The sequence below is a fragment of the Limisphaera ngatamarikiensis genome (assembly GCF_011044775.1).
Taxonomy (GTDB): Bacteria; Verrucomicrobiota; Verrucomicrobiia; order Limisphaerales; family Limisphaeraceae; genus Limisphaera; species Limisphaera ngatamarikiensis.
This window is the reverse complement of the sequence record NZ_JAAKYA010000053.1, coordinates 322,327-343,558: the sequence shown is the minus strand read 5'-3', so window position 1 is coordinate 343,558 and position 21,232 is coordinate 322,327. Positions and strand designations below refer to the sequence as shown.

15 protein-coding genes are annotated in these 21,232 nt (G+C 65.1%); 9 read left to right on the top strand and 6 right to left on the bottom strand.

Going from position 1 to position 21,232, the window contains the following annotated elements:
- Window positions 1–60 precede the first annotated feature (60 nt).
- From G4L39_RS09225 to sqr, 4 genes are all read right to left on the bottom strand, one after another.
- Window positions 61–1,677 carry a glycoside hydrolase family 43 protein gene (locus tag G4L39_RS09225; protein WP_165107666.1) on the bottom strand — a complete coding sequence of 539 codons (1,617 nt, stop codon included), beginning with the start codon at window positions 1,675–1,677 and terminating at the stop codon, window positions 61–63.
- 397 nt (window positions 1,678–2,074) lie between these two features.
- Window positions 2,075–2,575, bottom strand: a complete 501-nt coding sequence (locus G4L39_RS09220; RefSeq protein WP_165107664.1) for a DsrE/DsrF/DrsH-like family protein — start codon at window positions 2,573–2,575, stop codon at window positions 2,075–2,077.
- 24 nt (window positions 2,576–2,599) lie between these two features.
- The gene (locus G4L39_RS09215; RefSeq protein WP_165107662.1) at window positions 2,600–2,914 is read right to left on the bottom strand and encodes a TusE/DsrC/DsvC family sulfur relay protein; all 315 of its coding nucleotides are present in this window, start codon (window positions 2,912–2,914) and stop codon (window positions 2,600–2,602) included.
- Window positions 2,915–2,969: 55 nt separating this feature from the next.
- A complete protein-coding gene (gene sqr / locus G4L39_RS09210) occupies window positions 2,970–4,235 on the bottom strand; it encodes a type III sulfide quinone reductase, selenoprotein subtype (RefSeq protein WP_165107660.1) in 1,266 nt (421 codons plus the stop codon).
- A gap of 287 nt (window positions 4,236–4,522) precedes the next feature.
- Here sqr and rdgB point away from each other — a divergent pair, with 287 nt between their 5' ends.
- Together rdgB and ribD are read left to right on the top strand one after the other, a co-directional pair.
- Window positions 4,523–5,209: an RdgB/HAM1 family non-canonical purine NTP pyrophosphatase gene (rdgB, locus tag G4L39_RS09205; protein WP_165107658.1), complete on the top strand. Its 687-nt coding sequence runs from the start codon at window positions 4,523–4,525 to the stop codon at window positions 5,207–5,209.
- A gap of 3 nt (window positions 5,210–5,212) precedes the next feature.
- Window positions 5,213–6,406 carry a bifunctional diaminohydroxyphosphoribosylaminopyrimidine deaminase/5-amino-6-(5-phosphoribosylamino)uracil reductase RibD gene (gene ribD, locus G4L39_RS09200; RefSeq protein WP_165107656.1) on the top strand — a complete coding sequence of 398 codons (1,194 nt, stop codon included), beginning with the start codon at window positions 5,213–5,215 and terminating at the stop codon, window positions 6,404–6,406.
- Between the two features lie 102 nt (window positions 6,407–6,508).
- Here ribD and G4L39_RS09195 read toward each other — a convergent pair whose 3' ends face one another.
- Window positions 6,509–6,880, bottom strand: coding sequence for a DUF167 domain-containing protein (locus G4L39_RS09195; protein WP_165107653.1), 372 nt, complete (start codon window positions 6,878–6,880; stop codon window positions 6,509–6,511).
- Between the two features lie 527 nt (window positions 6,881–7,407).
- Here G4L39_RS09195 and G4L39_RS09190 point away from each other — a divergent pair.
- The 7 genes from G4L39_RS09190 to G4L39_RS09160 all read left to right on the top strand — a co-directional run bounded on the left by G4L39_RS09190 (window position 7,408) and on the right by G4L39_RS09160 (window position 19,381).
- On the top strand, window positions 7,408–10,836 hold the full coding sequence (locus G4L39_RS09190) for a helicase-related protein (protein WP_205880902.1): 3,429 nt from the start codon (window positions 7,408–7,410) through the stop codon (window positions 10,834–10,836).
- Entirely contained in the window at window positions 10,833–11,660 is an 828-nt protein-coding gene (locus tag G4L39_RS09185) for a four helix bundle suffix domain-containing protein (protein ID WP_165107651.1), read from the top strand. Before G4L39_RS09190 ends, G4L39_RS09185 begins: the two co-directional genes overlap by 4 nt.
- The gene (locus tag G4L39_RS09180; protein WP_343203325.1) at window positions 11,636–14,701 is read left to right on the top strand and encodes a DUF1156 domain-containing protein; all 3,066 of its coding nucleotides are present in this window, start codon (window positions 11,636–11,638) and stop codon (window positions 14,699–14,701) included. Before G4L39_RS09185 ends, G4L39_RS09180 begins: the two co-directional genes overlap by 25 nt.
- A 38-nt stretch (window positions 14,702–14,739) precedes the next feature.
- Window positions 14,740–15,105: a GxxExxY protein gene (locus G4L39_RS09175; RefSeq protein WP_205880900.1), complete on the top strand. Its 366-nt coding sequence runs from the start codon at window positions 14,740–14,742 to the stop codon at window positions 15,103–15,105.
- 107 nt (window positions 15,106–15,212) lie between these two features.
- On the top strand, window positions 15,213–15,413 hold the full coding sequence (locus tag G4L39_RS09170; protein WP_165107647.1) for a DUF2283 domain-containing protein: 201 nt from the start codon (window positions 15,213–15,215) through the stop codon (window positions 15,411–15,413).
- Window positions 15,414–15,648: 235 nt separating this feature from the next.
- Window positions 15,649–16,620, top strand: a complete 972-nt coding sequence (locus G4L39_RS09165; RefSeq protein WP_165107645.1) for a hypothetical protein — start codon at window positions 15,649–15,651, stop codon at window positions 16,618–16,620.
- Window positions 16,604–19,381, top strand: a complete 2,778-nt coding sequence (locus G4L39_RS09160) for a DUF499 domain-containing protein (protein ID WP_165107642.1) — start codon at window positions 16,604–16,606, stop codon at window positions 19,379–19,381. Before G4L39_RS09165 ends, G4L39_RS09160 begins: the two co-directional genes overlap by 17 nt.
- 452 nt (window positions 19,382–19,833) lie before the next feature.
- Here the strand turns inward: G4L39_RS09160 and xylA are convergent, their stop codons facing one another.
- A complete protein-coding gene (gene xylA, locus G4L39_RS09155) occupies window positions 19,834–21,147 on the bottom strand; it encodes a xylose isomerase (protein WP_165107640.1) in 1,314 nt (437 codons plus the stop codon).
- Window positions 21,148–21,232: the final 85 nt, after the last annotated feature.

Below are 21,232 nucleotides of genomic sequence, written 5' to 3'. Positions count from 1 at the left end.
GGATACTCTTGCCCGCACGAGGATGGCGTGCGGGCATGTGGTGGCCGCAGGGACCGCCGCTCACCGGGGCAACCCGCTGCCCACGCGGAAAAAGTCGAAATCGGCATGGCCGCCCGGCTCGCGGGTGGCGTAGGCGAAGAGGGCAAACCGGTAGCCCATGAAATGCGGGAGCGTGTAGGTCAACCGGATTCGAGGTCCGATGGGTTTCCAATCGCGGCCGTCCTGGCTGTAATGGAATTGCGCCACATCCGCCAGATTCCGGAAGTCGCAAACCACGCCCAGCCACACGGTGTCACTCTCGTACGGGATTCGTTCGGCAACCACGGGCGTGTCTTTTTCCGCATGCCGGAGGATCAACCAGCGCTGCCCGTCCTCCCTCACCACTGCGAGTTGACCGAACCGGCGCTGCAGCAGGGCCAACCCGGCATGATCACCCTCTTTCAGCCCTGACACATCCACCCGCGTCCAACCGGCGCATTCGGGGCCGAATGTCCGCTGGGTCAGTGTGTTGCGTGCTTCGAGAAGGTCCCTGTCCACCCGACCGGTCCGGAGACGCAACCAACCGGGCCGCTCGGTCACCGACCAGAAGCGGGGGTCGGGGTTGTGATTCCATTGCCATGCCAGTGGCAGGGGCGGGTCACCGGGCCGGCGGTCGAACTCGTCCGAAATCACGACGTTGGAGAGCGGGTCCCGGGGTGCGGGCAGATCGAGCGTGTCCGGGACCTTGCCGTCCACGCCGTAGACGGGCCAGTCCTGCTCCCACCGCACGGGCACCAGGAACGGCGTTCGCCCCACGGCCCCGTGATCTTGAAACAACAGGGCGAACCAGCGCCCGTCCGGCGTGTCGATCAATCCACCCTGGGCCACCCCCCGGTCCTGCAGGGCCACCCGACCTTCATAAGGGCCCGTGAGCCGGTCGGACCGAAAGATCAACTGGGTCCGCATGCCGCCGCGAGGCCAGGTGATCAGGTTCAGATAATATTTCCCACGGATCTTGCGCAGTTGCGAACCTTCGGCCGGCAGGCCGATGTTGGGCCCCGCCACCCGGCTGGCATTCGAAATGATCACCTGATGGATACCGCCCGGCTTGATCCCGCTCAGGTCGGGTTCCAATTCCGTCAGCCAGATGTCACCGGCGCCGTGGACCATGAACACCCGACCATCATCCTCGAAGTGGAGGGAGTGATCGTGCAGGGCCGGCCGAAAGGAAGAGCGCCTCCAGGACCCTTTTTCGATGTTGTCGGTTTGGAAGACGTAGGTCCGGCCCGTGGTGTGGGAAAACGTGGTGACGTAGTAGGTGCCGTTGTGGTATCGCAGACTGCTGGCCCAGGAACCGCCGCCGTAGGCGTTCTGCCCGTTCCGCAAACTCAACGCGTCACTGTCTTCCAGAACTTCATGGGCATAGTTGACCAGCTCCCACTGAACGAGGTCCCGGGATCGCATCAAGGGCAGGCCGGGACTCATATGCATGGTGGTGCTGCTCATGTAGTAGGTGTCGCCGACGCGGATCACGGCCACGTCGGGGACGTCCATCCAGAGAATGGGGTTGCGTGCCCGGGCCTCCGGCGCGGATCCCGCCACGGCGATCACCGTTGCCAGCAGCCCCAGGGCCGTCCATGCGAACACCCACAGGGTCCATCGGTGTTTCCACCCCTGCTGCCAGGTCAACCTGTCCATGACCGGGCCAGTCAAATGCCGCTTGGCTCGGGCTGTCAAGCCATGGGGTCAGGGCCCGTGCTGGAGGATGCGCGGGCCGTCGCCGGCTCCGGGCCCTGCTGAGAAGCAAAGATTCATCGCCGTGGGCCGAGTTCGGGCAGGTGTGGCATCCGACGGGGACCCGGACGGTTCTTGCTCACGCCGGGTGACGTTTCGGCGGCCTGTGGGACTGGCGCGGCGATTTATGTGGTTGGCATGCGGGCCCGCAGGGGAATGCGAGCCGGTCGCGTACCGTTTCGGCGCGGGTTGGCGCGGGGCCCGGCAGCCCATCCCTTGCATTGCACCCCCGCGAGGCTCGGCCTCGCTGGCTGCGGGCCCCGCTTCCAGGGGCCTGGGTCGGGTGCACCTTCCCGCCGCTTCAGGTAAAGATGATCTGGGCGCCTGCGGAACGTTCGTAAAACTCGCCCACGGTCAGCACCTTCTCCACCTCGGGACAGAAATCGTCGGGTGTCAGGTGGAACATCTCGACGGTGGCTTTGCAGGCGAAGATATGTCCGCCGGCCTCGTGAATCATCTGGATGAACTCGGACACGGGCGGAATGTCGAGTTTTTCCATTTCTTTCTTCATCATGGCGGTGGCGAAGGCGGACATGCCGGGCAACGCGCCCAACAACGTGGGCAGCGGAAATCCCTTGGCGTGGGGGACGCGCAGGGCCGGGTTGCCCACCGTGGCGATGCGGAGCTTGTCCTGGAACCCTTTGAGCACCGCGTAGAGACCGAAGAAGGTGAAGAACAGGTCGGCCTCGATGCCTTCCATCCGGGCGCCGTTCGCCAGGATGAGTCCCGGGTAGACCCCGTCGAGTGTGCCCCGGGAAACGATGATGGAGACCTTGCGGGGACGTTCAGCCGTCGTGTTCATGGCGCGTTCTCCCTGGGCAGCCGGTTAGACACAACTGGTCGGTTTCGGGCAACCCGCGATGCGGGCGGCCTTTTTGATGGGACCATCCGGAAAGAGGGTGTACAGGTCCTTGGTGGCGATGCCGGCCACCTTGTTGATCCGGCGCATGCCGGGCACGGTGCCGCGTTCCTGGAAGTCCTTGCGGATGAAGTCGATGACCTTCCAGTGTGCGTCGGTCAGTTGAATGCCCAGCTCCCGTGCGATCTCCTCCGCGATCGCGCGGTTCCATTGAGCCGGGTTGGTGAGGTATCCCTCGTCGTCCACGGTGACGGTTTGTCCAGCGATGACTTTCTCGGGCATGGTAGTGATCTCCTGGTGTAAATGGGTTTGGGATTTGTGCGATCGACCGCCGGGTTTAGCCGGCCGCCTCCGTGGTCAGGGCGCCGGCCGGGATCTGCTTGCCGGCCAGCGACATTTCCGGTCCCACGAACGGGATCGGTCGCCCCGGCAACAGCCAGTGCCAGTAAATCCATTCAAAGGCCAGCTTACCCCAGTGATTGATGCGGGACTCACCCAGCAGGCGGAGCGGTCCCACCCAGGGCAGCGGGAACCGGCCGGGGACCGGTTCCAGGCGATAATTGAAATCGAGCAGCACGGCCTTGCCGAAACCGGTCTCCACGAAGCAGTTGGCGTGTCCGTCGAAGCGTGCCGGCAACGGCTCGCCGCGAATGTGGGCCAGAAGATTCTCGGTGAGGATTTCCGACTCAAAGTGGGCCACGGAACCGGCCTTGGAGGTGGGCAGATCGGTCGCGTCGCCCAACACGAAGATGTGCTCCTGCCCGCGCGCCTGGAGCGTGTGCCGGTCGGTGGGGACAAAATTCATCTCGTCGCCCAGGCCGGACCGTTCGATCACCTCGGCACCGAAGTTGGGCGGCACGGTGACCAGGAGGTCGTAGGGCACCTCCTGATCATCCCAACTGACAAGCTTGTGCGCCGCGGCGTCCACCCGGGCCACCGCGAAATCCGTCACCACGCGAATGCCCTTGCGGTCCAGGAGGTCGCCCAACACTCGGGACGCCACGGGCTTGGTGAACGCGCCGGACAGGGGCGTCACATACACCAGTTCGGTGCGGTCGCGCAGGCCCCGCTTGCGCAGCCACCAATCGGCCAGGAAGGCGAACTCCAGCGGTGCCACCGGGCATTTGATGGGCATTTCACTGACGTGCACCACGAGTCGTCCCCCGCGCCAGTCGCGCAACGCCTGGCCGAGCCGGACCGCGCCCTCGAAGGTGTAAAACTCGAATACGCGACGACCCCAATCCTCACCCAACATCCCCTCCACCTGATCCGGCACCGGCCGCGTCCCCGTGGCGATCACCAACAGGTCGTATGCCAGTTCCGTGCCGTTGGCCAGCCGGACCCGGCGCCGATCCGGCTCGATCACTTCGGCCCGCGCTTCGACCACCTCCACACCGGCGCTCAATTGTCGTCGTTTCGGGCGCACCACCTGCTGGGGCGTGTAAATCCCGAAGGGTACGAACAGAAAACCCGGCTGGTAAAAATGTCGCGGTTCTTCGTCCACCACGCGAATGCGCCAATCCGCGGGATCGAGCTCCCGTCGCATCCGGTTGGCCACGATCGTTCCCGCGGTTCCCGCACCCAGTATGAGCAACTCTTTCATAGGCCCAACGGGTTGGAGCCGCGGACGAGGGAAAGGTTACACGACCCATGGCTACTGCAGGACCCTCACACGGGTGGAAGGGCGCGTTCGATGGGAGAAGCCTTGCGCCGCTGCACGGGCCGCTTTGCATCCGTCCAACCTCGTCCCGCGGATGTCCACCCCGAAGGTCCTTTCCCCGTTTTGGAGCCACGTTCCGCCAAAGCCCCGGCTTTGCATCTGCCGGGTGATGGGAACCCGGTTGCTGAACCGTTTTGCCCGCGACCGGCGCTCACGGTAAGGTCAGCCCCGTGGAAACACTGGTTTTGGCAACCCGGAACCGCCACAAGGTCGAGGAAATCCGCGCCATCCTTGGCGACCGCCTGAGGTACCGTGTGCTGACCGATTGGCCGGACGCACCCGAGCTGCTCGAAACCGGGCGCACCTTTGCGGAAAACGCCACCCTGAAAGCCACCCAGGTGCTGGCGTGGTTGGCCCGGCGCGCCGTGAACTCCGGAGAGCCGGATCCGGGCACCCCGTGGTGGGTCCTGGCCGACGACTCCGGGCTCGAGGTGGACGCCCTCGGCGGTGCGCCCGGGGTGGATTCCGCCCGGTTTGCCGCCCTGGACACGGGCGCGCCCGGCAACAGTCCCGACGCCGAGAACAACGCAAAGCTCCTTCGCCTGCTGGCGGGTGTGCCGGCCGAGCGCCGCACCGCCCGTTTCCGTTGTGTCCTCGCCCTGGCCCGCTGGCCGGATCCACTGCCTGTCGAGCCGGTCCGATTGTTCGAAGGCGTCTGCGAAGGGCGCATCCGCCAGACGCCCTCCGGCACGCATGGGTTCGGATACGACCCGTTGTTTGTTCCGGAAGGCTACGACCGGACCTTTGCCGAGCTCGGATCGGACATCAAAAACCGCATCAGTCACAGGGCTCGCGCCCTGGACGCCCTGGCCCGGTGGTGGACGCAGCACCGCCATACCGCCGGAGCGACCGTTTGAACCATGGACGCCACCCGCTGGATGCGCGAAGCGCTGCGCCTGGCCCGCAAAGGCTACGGCCGCACCTCGCCCAATCCGATGGTTGGGGCGCTGGTGATCCGGGGCGACCGCGTGCTGGGCCGGGGCTGGCATCGGGGCCCAGGTCTGCCTCATGCCGAGGTTGAAGCGTTGGCCGATGCCCGCCGGCGCGGTCATCGCGTGCGCGGCGCCACGCTGATCGTGACCCTCGAACCCTGCAGCACCTGGGGGCGAACGCCGCCCTGCACCGACGCCATCCTCGCCGCGGGAATTCGCAGGGTGATCGTGGGCGCGGTGGATCCCAACCCGCGCCACGCCGGCCGCGGCCTGACGCTGCTTCGCGACGCAGGTGTGGAGGTCCACACCGGCGTGCTGGCCGACGAATGCGCCGCCTTGAACGAAGCCTTCAATCACTGGATCGTGCACCGCCGGCCCTGGGTCATCGTCAAGGCGGCCATGACCCTGGACGGCAAGATCGCCACCGCCACCGGCGAGTCCCAATGGATCACGGGCCCACGCGCCCGCGCCCACGGCTGGTACCTTCGGCGCGGTAGCGATGCCGTTCTGGTGGGCGTTGAAACGGTGTTGGCCGACGATCCCTCGCTCCTGCCGCGCGGTCGCCAACCGTGGCGGGGGTGGCGTGTGATCCTGGACGCCCGGGCCCGGACTCCAAGGGACGCCCGGGTGACGTCCGACAACCAAGCCGACCGCACCATTGTGGTCGTGGGCCCAAACGCTCCGCCGCGCCGTGTCGACGCCCTGGCCAAACGCGTCACCGTCTGGGAGGCGCCGCTGGACCGGCAAACCAGCCGCGCCGGCCGGGAACGACTCGATTTGGCGTGGCTTCTGGACCGGTTGGGTCAAATGGAGGTGACCCGACTCCTGGTGGAAGGGGGCGGTGAAGTGCAGGCCTCGTTTCTCCTGGGCGGGCTGGCTCATCGCGTGGCGTTCTATTATGCGCCCCTGGTCCTGGGCGGTGCGGATGCCCGCAGGGCTGTCGCCGGCGAAGGAGCCCGGAGCTGGGACGAGATTCTGCGATTGCGGGATTTGCGGTGGCGGCGGCTCGGGCCGGACCTGTTGCTGGAAGCGCGCGTCGAACCGCCCGGCATCGCTGCGCCACAGGAAATCCATCCGGGCATGCCCGAATCGGTTTCCGGGCCGGCAACGAATGCCGCCTGATCCGCGACCGGGTACGGCATCGCATACGGTTTTTGCAGACCACCGCGTGCCTTCGAGAAGGGAAGGTCGGACCACGCAGCGATGCCTCGTTGCCACTGACCCTCATGAAGCCCCGGTCTGCGCGCCCGGCAACAGGCGCGCCGCTACCGTTGCGGCATCCAGGCCTGCAATCAGCAGGGTCTTTTGCCGCGAGTGATGGCCACGCTCAACCTGGATCCGGCTCGCCGCGCACCCGAGTCGGTCGGCCAACAACCTGCGGAGGGCCTGGTTGGCGGCTTCATCCACGGGTGGCGCGGTCACCCGGATGACCAGGTACTCCCCGCGCAGCTCGCCCACCTCATCCCGGGCGGCCCTGGGAATCAGTTTGACCTGCAGGCGGCAACCTTCCGGCACCGCCTTGAAACAGGGCGGCGCAACTTTCGACCCTGCAGCCGCTGCTCCGGAACGAGACGACTCTGGCTTACGCGATTTCATGGTCCATTCGGCCGGCGTCGACCCGGTCTGCGCCGGCGGGTTCCAATTCCGGCTGACCGGATGGCGCCCTGCGCCCGGCCCGATTCAGCCGAGCCGGTCGCCGCCTGGCAAGCGTCCACTCGACGAGCGCACACGACTCAAACCCCCGCCGACCCCTGTCCTGCCCAAATCCAACCCGTCTCCACCATCCCTTGGTGGTTCACATTTCCAGCCGTCACGGTCAACCCCATCTTCACTCCCCAAAGCCACTTGGAAGCCGCGGCACGTCACGTTCCACCGGAGCCTCGCATGCAGCGCCGTGCCTGTGAATCTGGCCATTGGGGAATTGTGTGCCTGCACCGGCGCCTTCAAACTACTCTCGAGTCGCCCGGGGCAAGACCAGGGCAGGTACCATGCGACCGTTGCCCAACGGAGCTTGTCGGGCGGTTCAGAAGTGCAGCTGCCCGGGCCATGGACATGGGTACAAAAAAGCCGCCTTTCAGCCGCGCCGCGCGCGGCACCCTCGAGGAACACAGGAAGTACCGGACATGAAGACCTCCATGAGCAACCCCGCAACCTTGCGTGAAGGCCAGATCCTGACCGGCCCTTTGTTCAGCGAGCCCATGAGGGTTGAGACTGTTCGCGCCCAGGGGCCGGGCACCTGGGTTGTGGGACTCGTCGGCACGCAGTCGGACCGGTACCGCAAGGTGACACTCACGCAAAGCGATCTTCAACGGCTCACCATTCGCGACCCCGGGCACACCTATGATGGCGACGGACGTTTGCTGCGGCTCGGCCTCCAGGCCTACTCGCTGGGCATTGCCTACGAATTCGACCCGTACTTCGGCCTTTCGATTTCCCGGGTGGACCCGCTCCCGCATCAGCTCGAGGCGGTATACGACTACCTGCTGAAGCTTCCGCGGGTGCGGTTTCTGCTGGCGGACGACGCCGGCGCGGGCAAAACGATCATGGCAGGCCTGTTGATCCGCGAACTGGAACTGCGCGGCCTGGCGGAACGGATTCTCATTGTGTGCCCGGCCAACCTCACCTTCCAGTGGCAACGAGAACTGAAGGAAAAGTTCGATGCCAAATTCCTCGTCCTGAAGGGCAGCGACATCCGCGACCAGTTCGGCGTCAACCAATGGCTGGAACAGAGGCGCGTGATCACCTCCTTGGACCTGGCCAAGCGGACGGAGATCCTGCCGGGCCTGCGGCAGGTGCGTTGGGATCTGGTGATTGTGGATGAGGCGCACCGCATGTCCGCCGCCGACGAGTCCCACAAGAGCCTGCGCTACAAACTGGGCGAACTGCTGCGCGACACCTCCGACCACATGCTGTTGCTCACCGCAACCCCCCACAAGGGGGATCCGGAGAACTTTACGCTGTTTCTCCAACTCCTCGACCGCGACGCTTACGCTGACGTGCGATCCATCCGCCAGGCCATGGAGCAACGCAGGGCGCCCTTTTACCTGCGCCGAACCAAGGAGGCCATGGTCTGCTTCCCGGAGCGGCAACCGGATGGTACCTGGGTCGCACGCAAGATCTTCACCCGCCGCATTCCCCACACGGTCGAATTCCAAATGGACGGCCCCGAATTTGACCTGTACCGGGATGTGACTCGTTTCGTGAAGGAACAGAGCGCCCGAGCCGCCGCCAGGGGTGATGATCCCCGGGCCCGTGCCGTGGGTTTCCTGATGTCGCTCTACCAGAGAAGGCTCGCCTCCAGCACTTATGCCATGCGACGCTCCCTCGAAAGCCGGGCCCGGCGGCTCGCCGAGGAGTTGAAACGCGCCCGGGAACTCGCAACCCGGACCCCGCCGGAGATACCCGACCCCGAGGAGCTGGAGGAAATGGAGGAAAATGAACGTCACCAGCTCGAAAGGCTGTTGGAGGCGGTCACCCTGGCCGGCAGTGCGGACCTGGTTCAACAGGAGGTGAGCGAACTGCAGGCCCTGGCCCGGCGGGCACGCCAGGTTGAGGAATCCGGTGCCGAAGCCAAGCTCGCCAAACTCAAACAGCTCCTCCACGACCAGGGTTTCTTCAACGACCCGGACAAACGCCTCCTCATCTTTACCGAATTCAAGGACACCCTCGACTACCTGGTGGAGCGGCTCACCTCATGGGGTTTCCGCGTCGGTTTCATCCACGGAGAAATGAAGCCCGGATCACGCGATGAACCGGGGACCCGACTTTACGCCGAACAACAGTTCCGCGAAGGCGCCATCCAAATCCTGGTGGCCACGGAAGCCGCGGGCGAAGGAATCAACCTCCAGTGCTGCAACATCCTGTTTAACTACGACATACCGTGGAACCCGAACCGCCTCGAACAGCGCATGGGCCGAATCCACCGGTACGGCCAGCGCAAGGATTGCCTCATCTTCAACTTCGTCGCGACCAACACCATCGAGGGCCGGGTCCTGCAGCGTCTCCTGCAAAAGCTCCAGGAAATCCGGGACGCCCTCGACGACGACGCCGTCTTCAACGTCGTGGGCGAGGTGCTCCCGGCGGCCCATGTGGAACGCGTGCTGCGGGATTATTACGCAGGTCGCCTGGGCGACGCCGACCTGGAGGATCGCCTGCTCAGGAACGTGGATGAACGCGAGTTCCGTCGGATCTGCCAAAACGCCCTTGAGGGCCTGGCCTCCAAAAAACTCAACCTGGAGATGCTCATTGAACGCCGTGCGCAGGCACAGGAGCGGCGGGTGGTGCCGGAAACCATCGCCCGTTTCCTCCGGGAAGCGGCCGATTACGTCCCCGGCTTCGCCCTCAAACCGGTGCCCCACCTGCCCCACACCTTCGAGCCCGGCCGGACACCCTCGGTACTTCGCCAATACGAACGCGATCCCGATTGGCGCCTGCCCGCACTGGCAGCCCGCTACCCACGCTGCTCCACCGACCGTGAAACCGCCGAAACGCAAAATCTGGAATGGGTCACGCCGGGCCATCCACTGTTCGAAGCCGTGCGTCGGCACACCTGCAACCTGGCCGGCGAGACCCTCAGCAGGGGCGCCACCTTCTATTCCCTTCACCATCCGGCCCCGGCGCGCATCGATTTCTACCGCGCACGCGTCGTGGACGGTCTCGGCCGGGTGATCCATGAACGGCTCTTTGCCGTGGAAGTGACCGGCGACGGTCCCCCGCGCCTGCGCGAGCCGGGCATCCTGGGCGATTTGATCCCAGCGGAAGACCCGGTTGAATTGCCGCCCGTTGCCAACCTCCCCGAGGTCACCCCCTGGCTCAACGAACATGTCCTGACGCCGTTCCTCGAACAAACCCGGGCCGAGCGGCTGAGCGAGCTGGAACGGATCGCCGCCCACGTGGAACTGTCGCTGACCGAACTCATCCGACGCGCCGATGAGGAAATCGGCCGTGCCCAGGAAGCCGTCGAGCGGGGCGAGCAGGGCGCCGAAGGCCGGCTGGCCCAGGCCGACGCCCGGCAAACCGAATTGCTCCAGCGCCGCGATCAACGTCGCAAGGACCTCGAACAGCAAAAATCCCTCACCCTCCAGGCCGTGGACCGGATCACCAGTGTCCTGGTCCTGCCGCACCCGGACCGGGAAACACCCGAGGTCCGCAGGCTGCAGCCCAACCCTGAAACCGAAGCCACGGCCATGCAGGTCGTCATGAACTATGAACGGGCGCAGGGCCGCCAGGTCTACGACGTCCACGAGAAAAACCTCGGCTACGACCTCACCAGCCTGGACCTCAACACCGGCCAACTGCGCCTCATCGAAGTCAAGGGCCTTGCCGGGCCCACCGGGACGATCCTGCTCACCCCCAACGAGCGCCGCGTCGCCGAGGACCGGCGCGACTGCTACTGGCTCTACATCGTCACCAACTGCGCCACCGAGCCGCAGCTGCAGGAGCCGGTCCGCGACCCCGCCCGCTTCCCGTGGCACGAGGTCACCAAAGTGGCGCACTATTACCTCTCCGTGGATGCGCTCACCCAGCCCATGCAGATCCGCGAGACAACATGAGATCCGACCGATCCGACCGATCCGACCGATCCGCCCAACCCACCCGCAAAAAGCGGCTCCGCCCGAGCGGTGGCTACCGCAATACCGCCGGTTTCCAAACCGCCACCCTCATCTACGACGCCACCTGGTTCTTCTGCGAGAAATTCCTCGATCCCCGCTCGCGCCTGGTCGATCAAATGGTCCAGGCCGCCCGCAGTGGCCGACAAAACATCGCTGAAGCCAGCCGCGCTTCGGCCACATCCTCGCAAACCGAACTGCGCCTTCTGAACGTCGCCCGGGCCAGCCTCGAGGAACTCCTGCTCGACTTCGAGGACTTCCTACGCCACCGCCGGCTTCAGCAATGGGCGCCGGACTCTCCCGAAGCCCGCGCCGTGCGCGAGGTACCGCGCCGCTTCAGAAGGGATCAGTCAGATCCGTCCGATCCGTCCAATCCGCCTGATCTGACCAAGCTCACAGACCAACAGCGCTGGGCCCTTTACGCCCCATGGTTGGAGCACGACGACCCGGCCGTGCGCGCCAACGCCATCATCTGCCTGATCCACCAGGCCAATTACCTGCTCGACCAGCAGATTACCGCGCTGGAAAGGCAGTTCATCGAAGAAGGCGGCTACAGCGAACGCCTCGCCGCCGCAAGATTGGCCTACCGCTCCCGCAAAAACCGGCCAGATCCGTCCGATCCGTCAGATCCGTCCGCTCACATCCCCCACTGCCCCCGCTGCGGCAAACCCATGGTGTTGCGTACCGTCAAGAGCGGCTTGTACGCTGGCCGCCAATTCTGGGGCTGTTCCGGCTATCCCGAATGCAAAGGAATTGTGGAACTATGATCCCAAAAGCCTGCAAACGCCTGGCAGAGGTGGACTTCCCCATTGCCGAGGTCTCGCGCCATGCGGCACGCGAGAAATCCATCCGGCACGGGCACCCCTCCACCCTGCACCTCTGGTGGGCTCGGCGGCCGTTGGCCTCCTGCCGGGCCATGTTGCTGGGCCTGCTCCTGCCCGACCCGGCCGATCCCCACTGCCCCGCGGAATTCAAGGCCCGGGCACGCGAGGCCCTGACACGGCTCTATGCCGGGGCACAAAAGCCAGGGGACGAAGATCTGCGGCGCTGGTTGCTGAAGTTCATCGCCGACTTTGCCAACTGGGACCTCGCCGCCGACCCCAACTACCTCGAGGTGGCCCGGGCGCTCGTCCGCGCGGCCCACCCGGAAGAGCCGCCCCTGGTGGTGGACCCGTTCGCCGGCGGCGGTTCGATTCCCCTGGAAGCCCTGCGGGTGGGCTGCGAGGCCTTCGCCAGCGACCTCAACCCCGTGGCCTGCCTCATCCTCAAGGTGATGCTGGAGGACATTCCACGCCACGGCCCCCGGCTGGCCGAAGAGCTGCGGCAGGTGGGCGCCGAAATCAAAAAGCAGGCGGAGCAGGAGCTGGCCGACCTTTACCCGAAGGACCCGGACGGCGCCACGCCGATCGCCTATCTCTGGGCGCGCACGGTGCGGTGCGAAGCGCCCAATTGCGGGGCGGAGATCCCGCTCGTGCGGTCGTTCTGGCTGTGCAAGAAGGCCAACCGCAAGCGGGCGCTGCGGTGGACAAGGGGATCTGACCGATCGGTCGGATCCGACGGATCCGACGGATCGTGGGAGATCTTCGAGCCGAGGAACGAGCGGGAGGTGCCGGCGGGCACGGTGAGCCGGGCGCGGGCCACCTGTCTCGCGTGCGGCGCGGTGCTGCCGCCGGAGCGGGTGCGCGCGCAGCTTGCTGCGCAGCGGGGCGGCGCGGACGTGGTGTTCGATGAGCACGGCCGGCGCGTCGGCGGCGCGCGGCTGCTGGCAGTGGTGACGCTCCGGCCCGGCGAGCCGGGCCGGCACTACCGGTTGCCCTCGGACCGCGATTACGAGGCGGTCCGCAGAGCCCAGCAGCGGCTTGCGCAGCTGCTCGCGGAATGGGAGCACGGCGGCAAACAGGGCCTCTGCCCGGTGCCGGATGAGCCAATCCACGCTGTGGATACGCGCAATTTCTGGGTTTGCAAATACGGCCCACAAACGTTCGGCGACCTTTTCACGGCGCGGCAGAACGTGGCGCTGGTGACGCTGGCCGGGCGGGTGTCACTCCTGAAGGGCGGGAATGAAGAAGCCTTAGCCCTCTCAATTGGTCGAATGGCGGACTTCCTAGTGTCTATCGCGAGGTGGAAGGCGGACGCTGAGTGTCCGGTTCAGGCTCTGGCCAGGCAGGCGTTGCCAATGGTATGGGATTTTGCCGAGGCCAACCCCTGGACCGATGCAACAGGCTCCCTAGTCAGCCAAACAGAGAGGATGGCGGGGGCAATCGAATCTGTCTGCATTACGCTCGCGTCAGTTGCCCAGGTCCAGCTCGCCGACGCCACCAAGCATCCGCTCCCGGACGAGACGGCGCATGTCTGGTTCACCGACCCGCCCTACTACGACGCGGTGCCCTACGCCGACCTTTCCGACTTCTTCCTCGTGTGGCTCAAGCGCGCGCTGCCTGATCACCCGCTCCTGCGCGACCCGTTCGATCCAGAGAATCCGCTCACGCCCAAGGCGCGCGAGGCAGTTCAGAACGAGCGCTCGCAAACCGACGACGGTCGGCCCAAGGACCGGGCGTTCTACGAAGAAGCCATGGCCCGCGCCTTCGCCGAGGGCCGGCGCATCCTACGCGAGGACGGCGTCGGCTCCGTGGTCTTCGCCCACAAGACGACTGAAGGTTGGGAGGCGCTCCTTTCCGGCATGATCCGCGGCGGCTGGACGATCACCGGCTCCTGGCCCATTGCCACGGAGATGGCCTCGCGCCTGCGGGCGCGCGAATCCGCCGCCCTGGCCACCAGCGTCCACCTCGTCTGCCGCCCGCGGCCCGAGGACGCGCCGGTGGGCGATTGGGCCGATGTTCTCCGTGAGCTCCCCAAGCGCGTGGGCGAGTGGATGGAGCGGCTCCAGGCCGAGGGCATCCGCGGCGCGGACCTGGTTTTTGCCTGCATCGGCCCGGCGCTGGAGATTTTCAGCCGCTACTCGCGGGTCGAGACCGCCGAAGGGCGCGAGGTCACGCTTGCGGAGTATCTGGAGAAGGTCTGGGAGGTGGTCGGCCGCACGGCGCTGGAGAATGTGCTGGGCACGGCGGAGGCCAAAGCGCGCAACGGCGTGGCCGGCGCATTGGAGGAGGACGCGCGCCTGACAGCGCTTTTCCTCTGGACGCTGCAAAGCACCAACGACGCCGCCGGCACCCAACCGGCAGAGGCGGTTGATCCGTCCGATCCGTCGGATCCGTCCGATCCATCCGATTCCTCCTCCCCCACCGACGACGAAGCCGAAGACGCCCCCGCCCCGCGAAGGACTGGCGGCTACACCCTCGTTTTCGACGTGGTCCGGCGCTTCGCCCAGCCGCTGGGGATTGATCTGCCCAAGTGGGAGGGCCGGATCATCGAGACCCAGAAGGGCGTGGTGCGGCTGCTGCCGGTGGTGGAACGGGCCCGGCAGTTGTTTGGCGACCATGGCGCGGCGGCGGCGGCCGAGTGGATGGAGCGGCATCCCGGGCGGACCCTGCAGCTCGACCTGTTTGTGGAGTCGGGTCAGGAGGGTGCGGTGCCCCGGCGCAGTCGTGCCGGAGGGAAGCGGCGGCCCGGGGAGCCGCACGGGCTGGAACTCGACCAGGGTCGGCAGGTGACCACTCTGGACCGGGTGCATGCGGCCATGCTGCTGCAGAAGGCGGGTCAAACCCATGCGCTGCGGGCGTTGCTGGAGGCGGAGCGGGAACGCGGTCCGGACTTTCTGCGGCTGGCCAACGCGCTCTCGGCATTGTATCCCAGGGACAGCGAAGAGAAGCGGCTCGTGGATGCAATGTTGCTGGCGGTGCCGAGGTGAAGATGCACCACAGAGACACAGAGAACACAGAGGTGGCCATGAACAAGATTTCAGAGCACATCCTCGGCGCTGCCATCGAGGTTCACCGACCCCTTGGCCCGGGTTTATTGGAGTCGGCCCATGAAGAGTGCCTCTGTCACGCATTGAGGCTTCGCGGCGTGCCTTTTGCGCGACAGCGACCCTTGCCGGTGGAATACAAAGGAACAAGGCTCGTGTGTGCATATCGCGCCGACCTTCTGGTTGCCGATGCGGTCTTCGTCGAGACCAGGGCGATTGGCGCCGTCGAACCCATTCATGAGGCCCAATTGTTAACCCACCTCAGGCCCGGCGGTTGGAAACCCGGCCTGCCCATCAACTTCAACGTACCGGCCCTCAAGGACCGCATCCGCAGGAGAGTGTTATGATTTTGCCTCTGTGTTCTCTGTGTCTCTGTGGTGAGTGCGAGGTCCGGCCATGGAACCCTGGCCGTGCACCGAACGAGTACAATTGAGAAATGCCGGGGAGCAACACCATGAAAGTCACGTACGATCCGCACACCGACACGCTGAGCGTCATTCTGAAGGAAGACACTCCGGTCGCAGAAAGCGATGAGGAGAAGCCGGGCGTGATCCTCGACTACGACGCGGAGGGAAACCTGGTCTCGATCGAAGTGCTGGACGCCTCCAGGCACGTCACGGATGCCTGCAAGATCGAGTACGAGATGATGCGGTGACGGAACTCCGGGGGAGCCTTAACGATGTTCGAGAAGAAAGCCGCGTTTTTTGACAAGGGGGCACGTGGGAGGGGTCGACGTTTTGGACATGGGCTTCGGTCCTCCCGGGCCGGCTGTCGGTGCGGATGCGGGCGGGGAGGGCCGTCGTGCGTTACGGTGAACAGGTCTGCGAGGTCGTTGGACTCACGATTGTCGGCGCAGGGTGCCGGCTGAAAGAGGAAGTTCCCAAGGGCGTATGAAGCCAGCGGTTTGGCAGATTTCCGGCGGGCCGATGTCGCGGCCGTATGCGGATGTGTTCCTGAAGCACGGCGTCGGGCTCATCGGTCCCGGCGACGCGGGTCCGTGGGAACCGGGACGAGACAGGGAGTTCGAGGGCGACTTCGTGCGCCGCTTCGCGGCCGAAGTTCAGGTCGGCGATGTCTTTCTGCTGCGCACGGGCATTTCCACCATCTGCGCGGTTGGCATCGTTGCGAGTGAATACCAGTATTTGAACCAGTTCGATGATGTGAACGGATGGGACCTTCAACACGCTCGTCGGGTGCGCTGGCAACGGCTACCGGCATCCCATGACTTCGGGAAGCCGGTCTTCGGCGCCAATCCCCCGCGACTTTCGCGCGTCCAGAACGAAGAGGTTTTGGATTATGTCCACCGTTTCCTGAACTCGCCACCCACGCAATGGCAGAAGGATCCGCTACCGGGGCTTCCGCCGGAGGAACCGTCCCTGAAGGATGTGGACCCCGCCGTCCGGGACCTGGTGGCGAGCGCCCGGGACCTCGTACCGCTGATGGAGGATCAGGAGAGGTTCGGCGAGCCTCCGAGCGAGGACGAGATGATTGTGCATTTCGTCGTACCGTTCCTGCGTGGTCTTGGCTGGCCGCAGGAGTGCATCGCCGTGAAGTGGCGGCACATTGACGTGGCGGTGTTCCGGGCTTTGCCAAGAACACCGGAAAACTGCCATCTGGTGATCGAGGTGAAGCGCCTTGGCGCAGGGGTGGAAGGAGCCCTTGAGCAGGCCATGGGCTACGTAAAAGAGCTCGGGGTGCCCTGCGACGTGGTGGTGACGGACGGTATCCGCTACCGGATGTACTCGTGCCAGAACGATTTCAAATCCATCGCCTACGCCAACCTTGTGAGGCTGAAGAGCTCGGCAACCGGGCTGTTCAAGCGCATGAAGAAACAGGAGGATCGCAATGGAACCCTGGTATAAGATTGTGACACCGCGTGAAGAGGTCCGGCAGGGCCGTTCCTTCAACCCCGACGAGTTTGCCATTGCCCTGGAGCAGGTCGTGGCCGGGACGGCGCCCGAGGACTACCGGGACCCTGCACAGTTCTTCTCCCGCACCTGCTGGACGCGGGCGTTGCGGGACCACGCCGGGATGGTTCTTCGGCGGCTTTCGGGGAGGACGGACAATACCGCACCGGTCCTGACCCTGGTGACCCAGTTCGGCGGCGGCAAAACGCACACCCTGACGGCTCTCTATCATCTGGGCACCCGTGGGGAGAAGGCCGTGGACTACCCGGGTGTTGCGGATCTGCTCCGGGAGGTCGGGCTTGCGTCGGTTCCCGCGGCGCGCGTTGCCGTGTTTGTGGGCAACGCCTGGGACCCGCAGGATGGCCGGGAGACGCCGTGGATCGACATCGCCCGCCAGCTGGCGGGCGACAAGGGCGTTGAAGCGCTGGGGCCGGCCGCGAAGACGACACCCCCGGGGACAGATGCCATCGGACGCGTGTTGCAGGCAGCCAATGCCCCCGTGCTCATCCTCTTCGACGAGGTGCTCAACTTCCTCAATCGGCATCGCGACATGGCCGAACCGTTCCATGCCTTCATCCAGAACCTGACGGTCGCCATGACGGGAACGAGCCACGGCACAGCGGTCATCAGCCTGCCGCGCAGCCAGGTGGAGATGACCGAATGGGACATGCAGTGGCAGGATAGGATCACCAAGGTGGTCCGCCGCGTGGCCAGGGACCTCATCGTCAATGATGAGACGGAAATCAGCGAGGTCGTCCGACGGCGGCTTTTCGAGCATTTGGGAAATGAGCGCGTGAGGAAGAGCGTGGCGAAAGCGTTTGCGGACTGGTGCTTTGAACGTCGGGCGCAGCTTCCCCCGGAATGGACGGCGGTGGACACGGCGGCCACGGAAGCCAAAGCCCGCGAGTATCTGCGTGCCCGGTTCGAGGCGTGTTACCCGTTCCATCCGGCCACGCTCTCGGTCTTCCAGAGGAAATGGCAGTCGCTGCAGCAATACCAGCAAACGCGTGGAACGCTCGCCATGCTGGCCCAATGGATTGCCCGGGCCTACCGCGAGGGCTACACGTCCGCCCGGGAGGAACCACTCATTACCCTGGGGTCGGCCCCGCTTCACGACCCGGGGTTCCGCAGCACCATCCTCGGCCAGCTTGGAGAACCCAGGCTCGGTGTGGCGATTGAGGTGGACATTGCCGGGGAGCATTCCCATGCCCGTGCACTGGATGCGGATACCAAAGGCCCGCTCCGTGACATTCATCGCCGCGTGGGCACGGCCATTCTCTTTGAATCCTCGGGCGGGCAGACGGACAAGGTTGCGCACCTGCCGGAGCTGCGCTTTGCCCTGGGCGAACCCAGGGTGGACACCACTTCGGTGGACAACGCCGCCCTGGCGCTGGAATCCCGGGCCTACTACATCCAGAAGGTCGGCTCCGACGGGTTCAAGGTGTATCACAAGGCCACGATCCGAAAGGCGGTCAACGACCGTCGGGCTTCGCTGGACGAGGAGGCGGACATCAAACCCGCCATGCGCAGGCTTGTTGAGCGGGAGTTTCGTCGTGGGGCCGGTGTGCCCGTGGTGGCGTTTCCCGGGGACGGCGCCGAGGTGGAGGATTCGCCCCGGTTGACGGTGGTGGTCATGGACCCCGGGATCGAATGGACCGGCGAGGGGGCACTGCGTCAGCAACTGGCCCAATGGACCAAACAGCGGGGCAATTCCCCGCGTCTCTACCCCGGATCTCTGGTCTGGTGCTTCAAAAAGCCGGGGCGCGAGCTGAGAGAAAAGGTGGAACTGTGGCTGGCATGGAGGCGGGTGGAAGAGGAGATTGCCCGGGGAACGCTGGGCGGTGATTATGACCGGGCCGACCAGCAGGAGGTTCGTGAAAAAGTCAGGGTTGCCGAGGAGACAGCCCGTGAGGAGGTATGGGCCGGCTACCGGTTTGTGGTGATTGCGGATCCCCAAAGCCCGGACGGGCTGAAGGTCATTGATCTTGGGGCCGGGCATTCGAGCAGCCAGGAAACCCTCTGCGGCCGGGTCATTGGCGCCCTGAAGTCCCAGGGGCTGCTCAACGAGTCGGTGGGCGCGGGTTACCTGGAACGCAACTGGCCGCCGGCGTTCAAGGAGAGCGGCGCATGGCCACTTTCGAGCCTCCGGCAAAGCTTTCTCAACGGGAGCCTCACGAGACTGGTCGACCCGGACGCGAGGTTACGGCAGAAAATCTGCGAATTTGTGGAGCACGGGGACTTCGGACTGGCTTCAGGTCCGAACCCGGACGGCACCTACCAGCGTTTTTGGTACAAGGAGTCCATCAGCGAGGACGAGGTCAGCTTCGAGCCCGGAGTCTTTTTGGTGCTGCGGGCGAAGGCGGAACTCCTCAAGGCAGGGCGGCCGCAAATAGGGCCGGAGCTTACGCCGCCTCAGCCCGTGACCGAAACAAGAAGTTCACCCGGAAGCGGCACTTCGACTTCGACTTTGCTCCCGCCCACGGCCGAGCCCGCGCTGAAGGCGCTGCGCATCAGGGGAAAGGTTCCCCCGGAGGTCTGGAACCGGCTGGGGACGAAACTGATTCCGAAACTGCGAAGTGCGCAGGATGTGGAGGTGTCGGTCGACTTTTCCGTCAAAGTGCAAGGTGCAGCGGCCGAGGGCCTGAAGGCCGACCTGCGCCAGATTGTTCAGGACCTGGGCCTCTCCGGTCAGCTTCAGATTCAGGAGGAGACGTGACCGGTTGTTCGGGTGGACTTGTTGCGCCCCCGGCGCGCCGGCTGAAGGGTCCTTGCATGGACCGATGATCGGCAGAGGTTTCGCAGCCGGGGGACCGCGGGAAGGGGTCCGGTCCCAAACTCCGACCTTACCAACCGGAGGGCGGGGACGCCGGCCCTCAACTGGGATCCGCGGGAACGGACTGCGAGGATGGGGTCCCGTCCGGCGGTGGGGCAAGAAATGGACCGCAAAAACGGGCTGCTTGCCGCAGGAGTGGAGCGGGGTACGGGGAGGCGAGCCTCCCGGCGGGGACGGCAGGACGGAGGGCGGGGAAAGGCCCGCGAGGGGCTGAGATATCAGGGCCACGGGCGAGGTGGTGCGTGCCGGGGGCGGAAGGTCGCGCATCGAAAAATGAAAGGGCCGGGCGTGGGAACTGCCCGGCCCCGTGGGGTGATGAGGGGTGGACTGGAAATTCAGATGAACTCGTTGATGATGTTCTCCAGCAACTCCTGGCGGCCGCTCATGTTGGGAGCGGCCTCACCCTTCTTCAACATGATCGCCTCGAGTTTGCGGAAGTTCATCTTGCCCGCCTCAATTTCGGCCCCAAGGCCACTGTCCCAGGAAGAATAACGCTGTTTGACGAATTCCGCAAGACGTCCGTCTTTGCGAAGTGCGGCGGCGATTTTGAGGCCGCGGGCGAAGGCGTCCATGCCGCCGATGTGTGCGTAGAAGAGGTCGATGGGCTCGAAACTTTCGCGGCGGACCTTGGCGTCGAAGTTGACGCCGCCGGTGGTGAACCCGCCGTACTTGAGGATGGTGTACATGATCTGGGTGGTGAGGTAGATGTTGGTGGGGAACTGGTCGGTGTCCCAACCGAGGAGCGGGTCGCCGGTGTTGGCGTCGATGGAGCCGAGGGCGCCAGCAGACCCGGCCACTTCGAGTTCATGCATCATTTCGTGGCCGGCGAGGGTGGCGTGGTTGGTTTCGATGTTGAGTTTGAAGTGGGGCAGCAGGTCGTATTGCCGGAGGAAGTTCAGGCAGGCAGCGGCGTCGGAATCGTATTGGTGTTTGGTGGGTTCCTTGGGTTTGGGTTCGATGTAGAACTGGCCCTTGAAGCCGATTTCCTTTTTGAACTCGACGGCCATGTGGAGGAACAGGGCGAGGTGATCCAGCTCGCGTTTCATGTCGGTGTTCCAGAGGGTGCTGTAGCCCTCGCGGCCGCCCCAGAAGACGTAACCGGCTCCGCCCAGTTCGTGGGTGATTTCGATGGCTTTTTTGACCTGGGCGGCGGCAAAGGCAAAGACCTCGGCGTTGGGGCTGGTGGCAGCGCCCATGGCGTAGCGCGGGTGGGTGAAGAGGGAAGCGGTGCCCCACAGGGGTTTGATACCGGTGCGTTCCTGTTCCTCCTTGATCACCTTGACCACGGCATCGAGGTTCTTGTTGGTCTCGCGGAGGGTGCGACCTTCGGGAGCGATGTCGCGGTCGTGGAACGCGTAGAAGGGCACACCGAGTTTCTCCATGAACTCGAAGGCGACACGGACGCGGCGCTGGGCGTTGGCGATGGAGTTGGATCCGTCGTCCCAGGGTCGGATGGCGGTGCCGACGCCGAAGGGATCGGCCAGGGGATTCCGGAAGGTGTGCCAGTAGACCACGGAAAACCGGAGGTGCTCGCGCATCGGTTTTCCTTCGACGATTTCGTCGGGGTTGTAATGTTTGAAGGCCAGGGGATTGCGGGAGTTGGGCCCTTCGTATTGGATTTTACCGATCTTGGGGAAGGCAGCTTTCATGGTTGTCCGTGGTTGTCCGTATTGGTTGCGTCGTTGGACCTTTGCTCGATCGAGGAAGCTAACTACCGCGGCGGGCGGTTGGGAG

Bases quoted from the DNA above. Each gene is read 5' to 3' on its own strand.
- sqr (WP_165107660.1), bottom strand. From the start codon at position 4,235: ATGAAAGAGTTGCTCATACTGGGTGCGGGAACCGCGGGAACGATCGTG.
- G4L39_RS09215 (WP_165107662.1), bottom strand. From the start codon at position 2,914: ATGCCCGAGAAAGTCATCGCTGGACAAACCGTCACCGTGGACGACGAG.
- ribD (WP_165107656.1), top strand. From the start codon at position 5,213: ATGGACGCCACCCGCTGGATGCGCGAAGCGCTGCGCCTGGCCCGCAAA.
- G4L39_RS09160 (WP_165107642.1), top strand. From the start codon at position 16,604: ATGGAACCCTGGTATAAGATTGTGACACCGCGTGAAGAGGTCCGGCAG.
- G4L39_RS09190 (WP_205880902.1), top strand. From the start codon at position 7,408: ATGAAGACCTCCATGAGCAACCCCGCAACCTTGCGTGAAGGCCAGATC.
- G4L39_RS09180 (WP_343203325.1), top strand. From the start codon at position 11,636: ATGCAAAGGAATTGTGGAACTATGATCCCAAAAGCCTGCAAACGCCTG.
- G4L39_RS09220 (WP_165107664.1), bottom strand. From the start codon at position 2,575: ATGAACACGACGGCTGAACGTCCCCGCAAGGTCTCCATCATCGTTTCC.
- G4L39_RS09185 (WP_165107651.1), top strand. From the start codon at position 10,833: ATGAGATCCGACCGATCCGACCGATCCGACCGATCCGCCCAACCCACC.
- G4L39_RS09225 (WP_165107666.1), bottom strand. From the start codon at position 1,677: ATGGACAGGTTGACCTGGCAGCAGGGGTGGAAACACCGATGGACCCTG.
- G4L39_RS09165 (WP_165107645.1), top strand. From the start codon at position 15,649: ATGAAGCCAGCGGTTTGGCAGATTTCCGGCGGGCCGATGTCGCGGCCG.
- G4L39_RS09170 (WP_165107647.1), top strand. From the start codon at position 15,213: ATGAAAGTCACGTACGATCCGCACACCGACACGCTGAGCGTCATTCTG.
- xylA (WP_165107640.1), bottom strand. From the start codon at position 21,147: ATGAAAGCTGCCTTCCCCAAGATCGGTAAAATCCAATACGAAGGGCCC.
- G4L39_RS09175 (WP_205880900.1), top strand. From the start codon at position 14,740: ATGAACAAGATTTCAGAGCACATCCTCGGCGCTGCCATCGAGGTTCAC.
- G4L39_RS09195 (WP_165107653.1), bottom strand. From the start codon at position 6,880: ATGAAATCGCGTAAGCCAGAGTCGTCTCGTTCCGGAGCAGCGGCTGCA.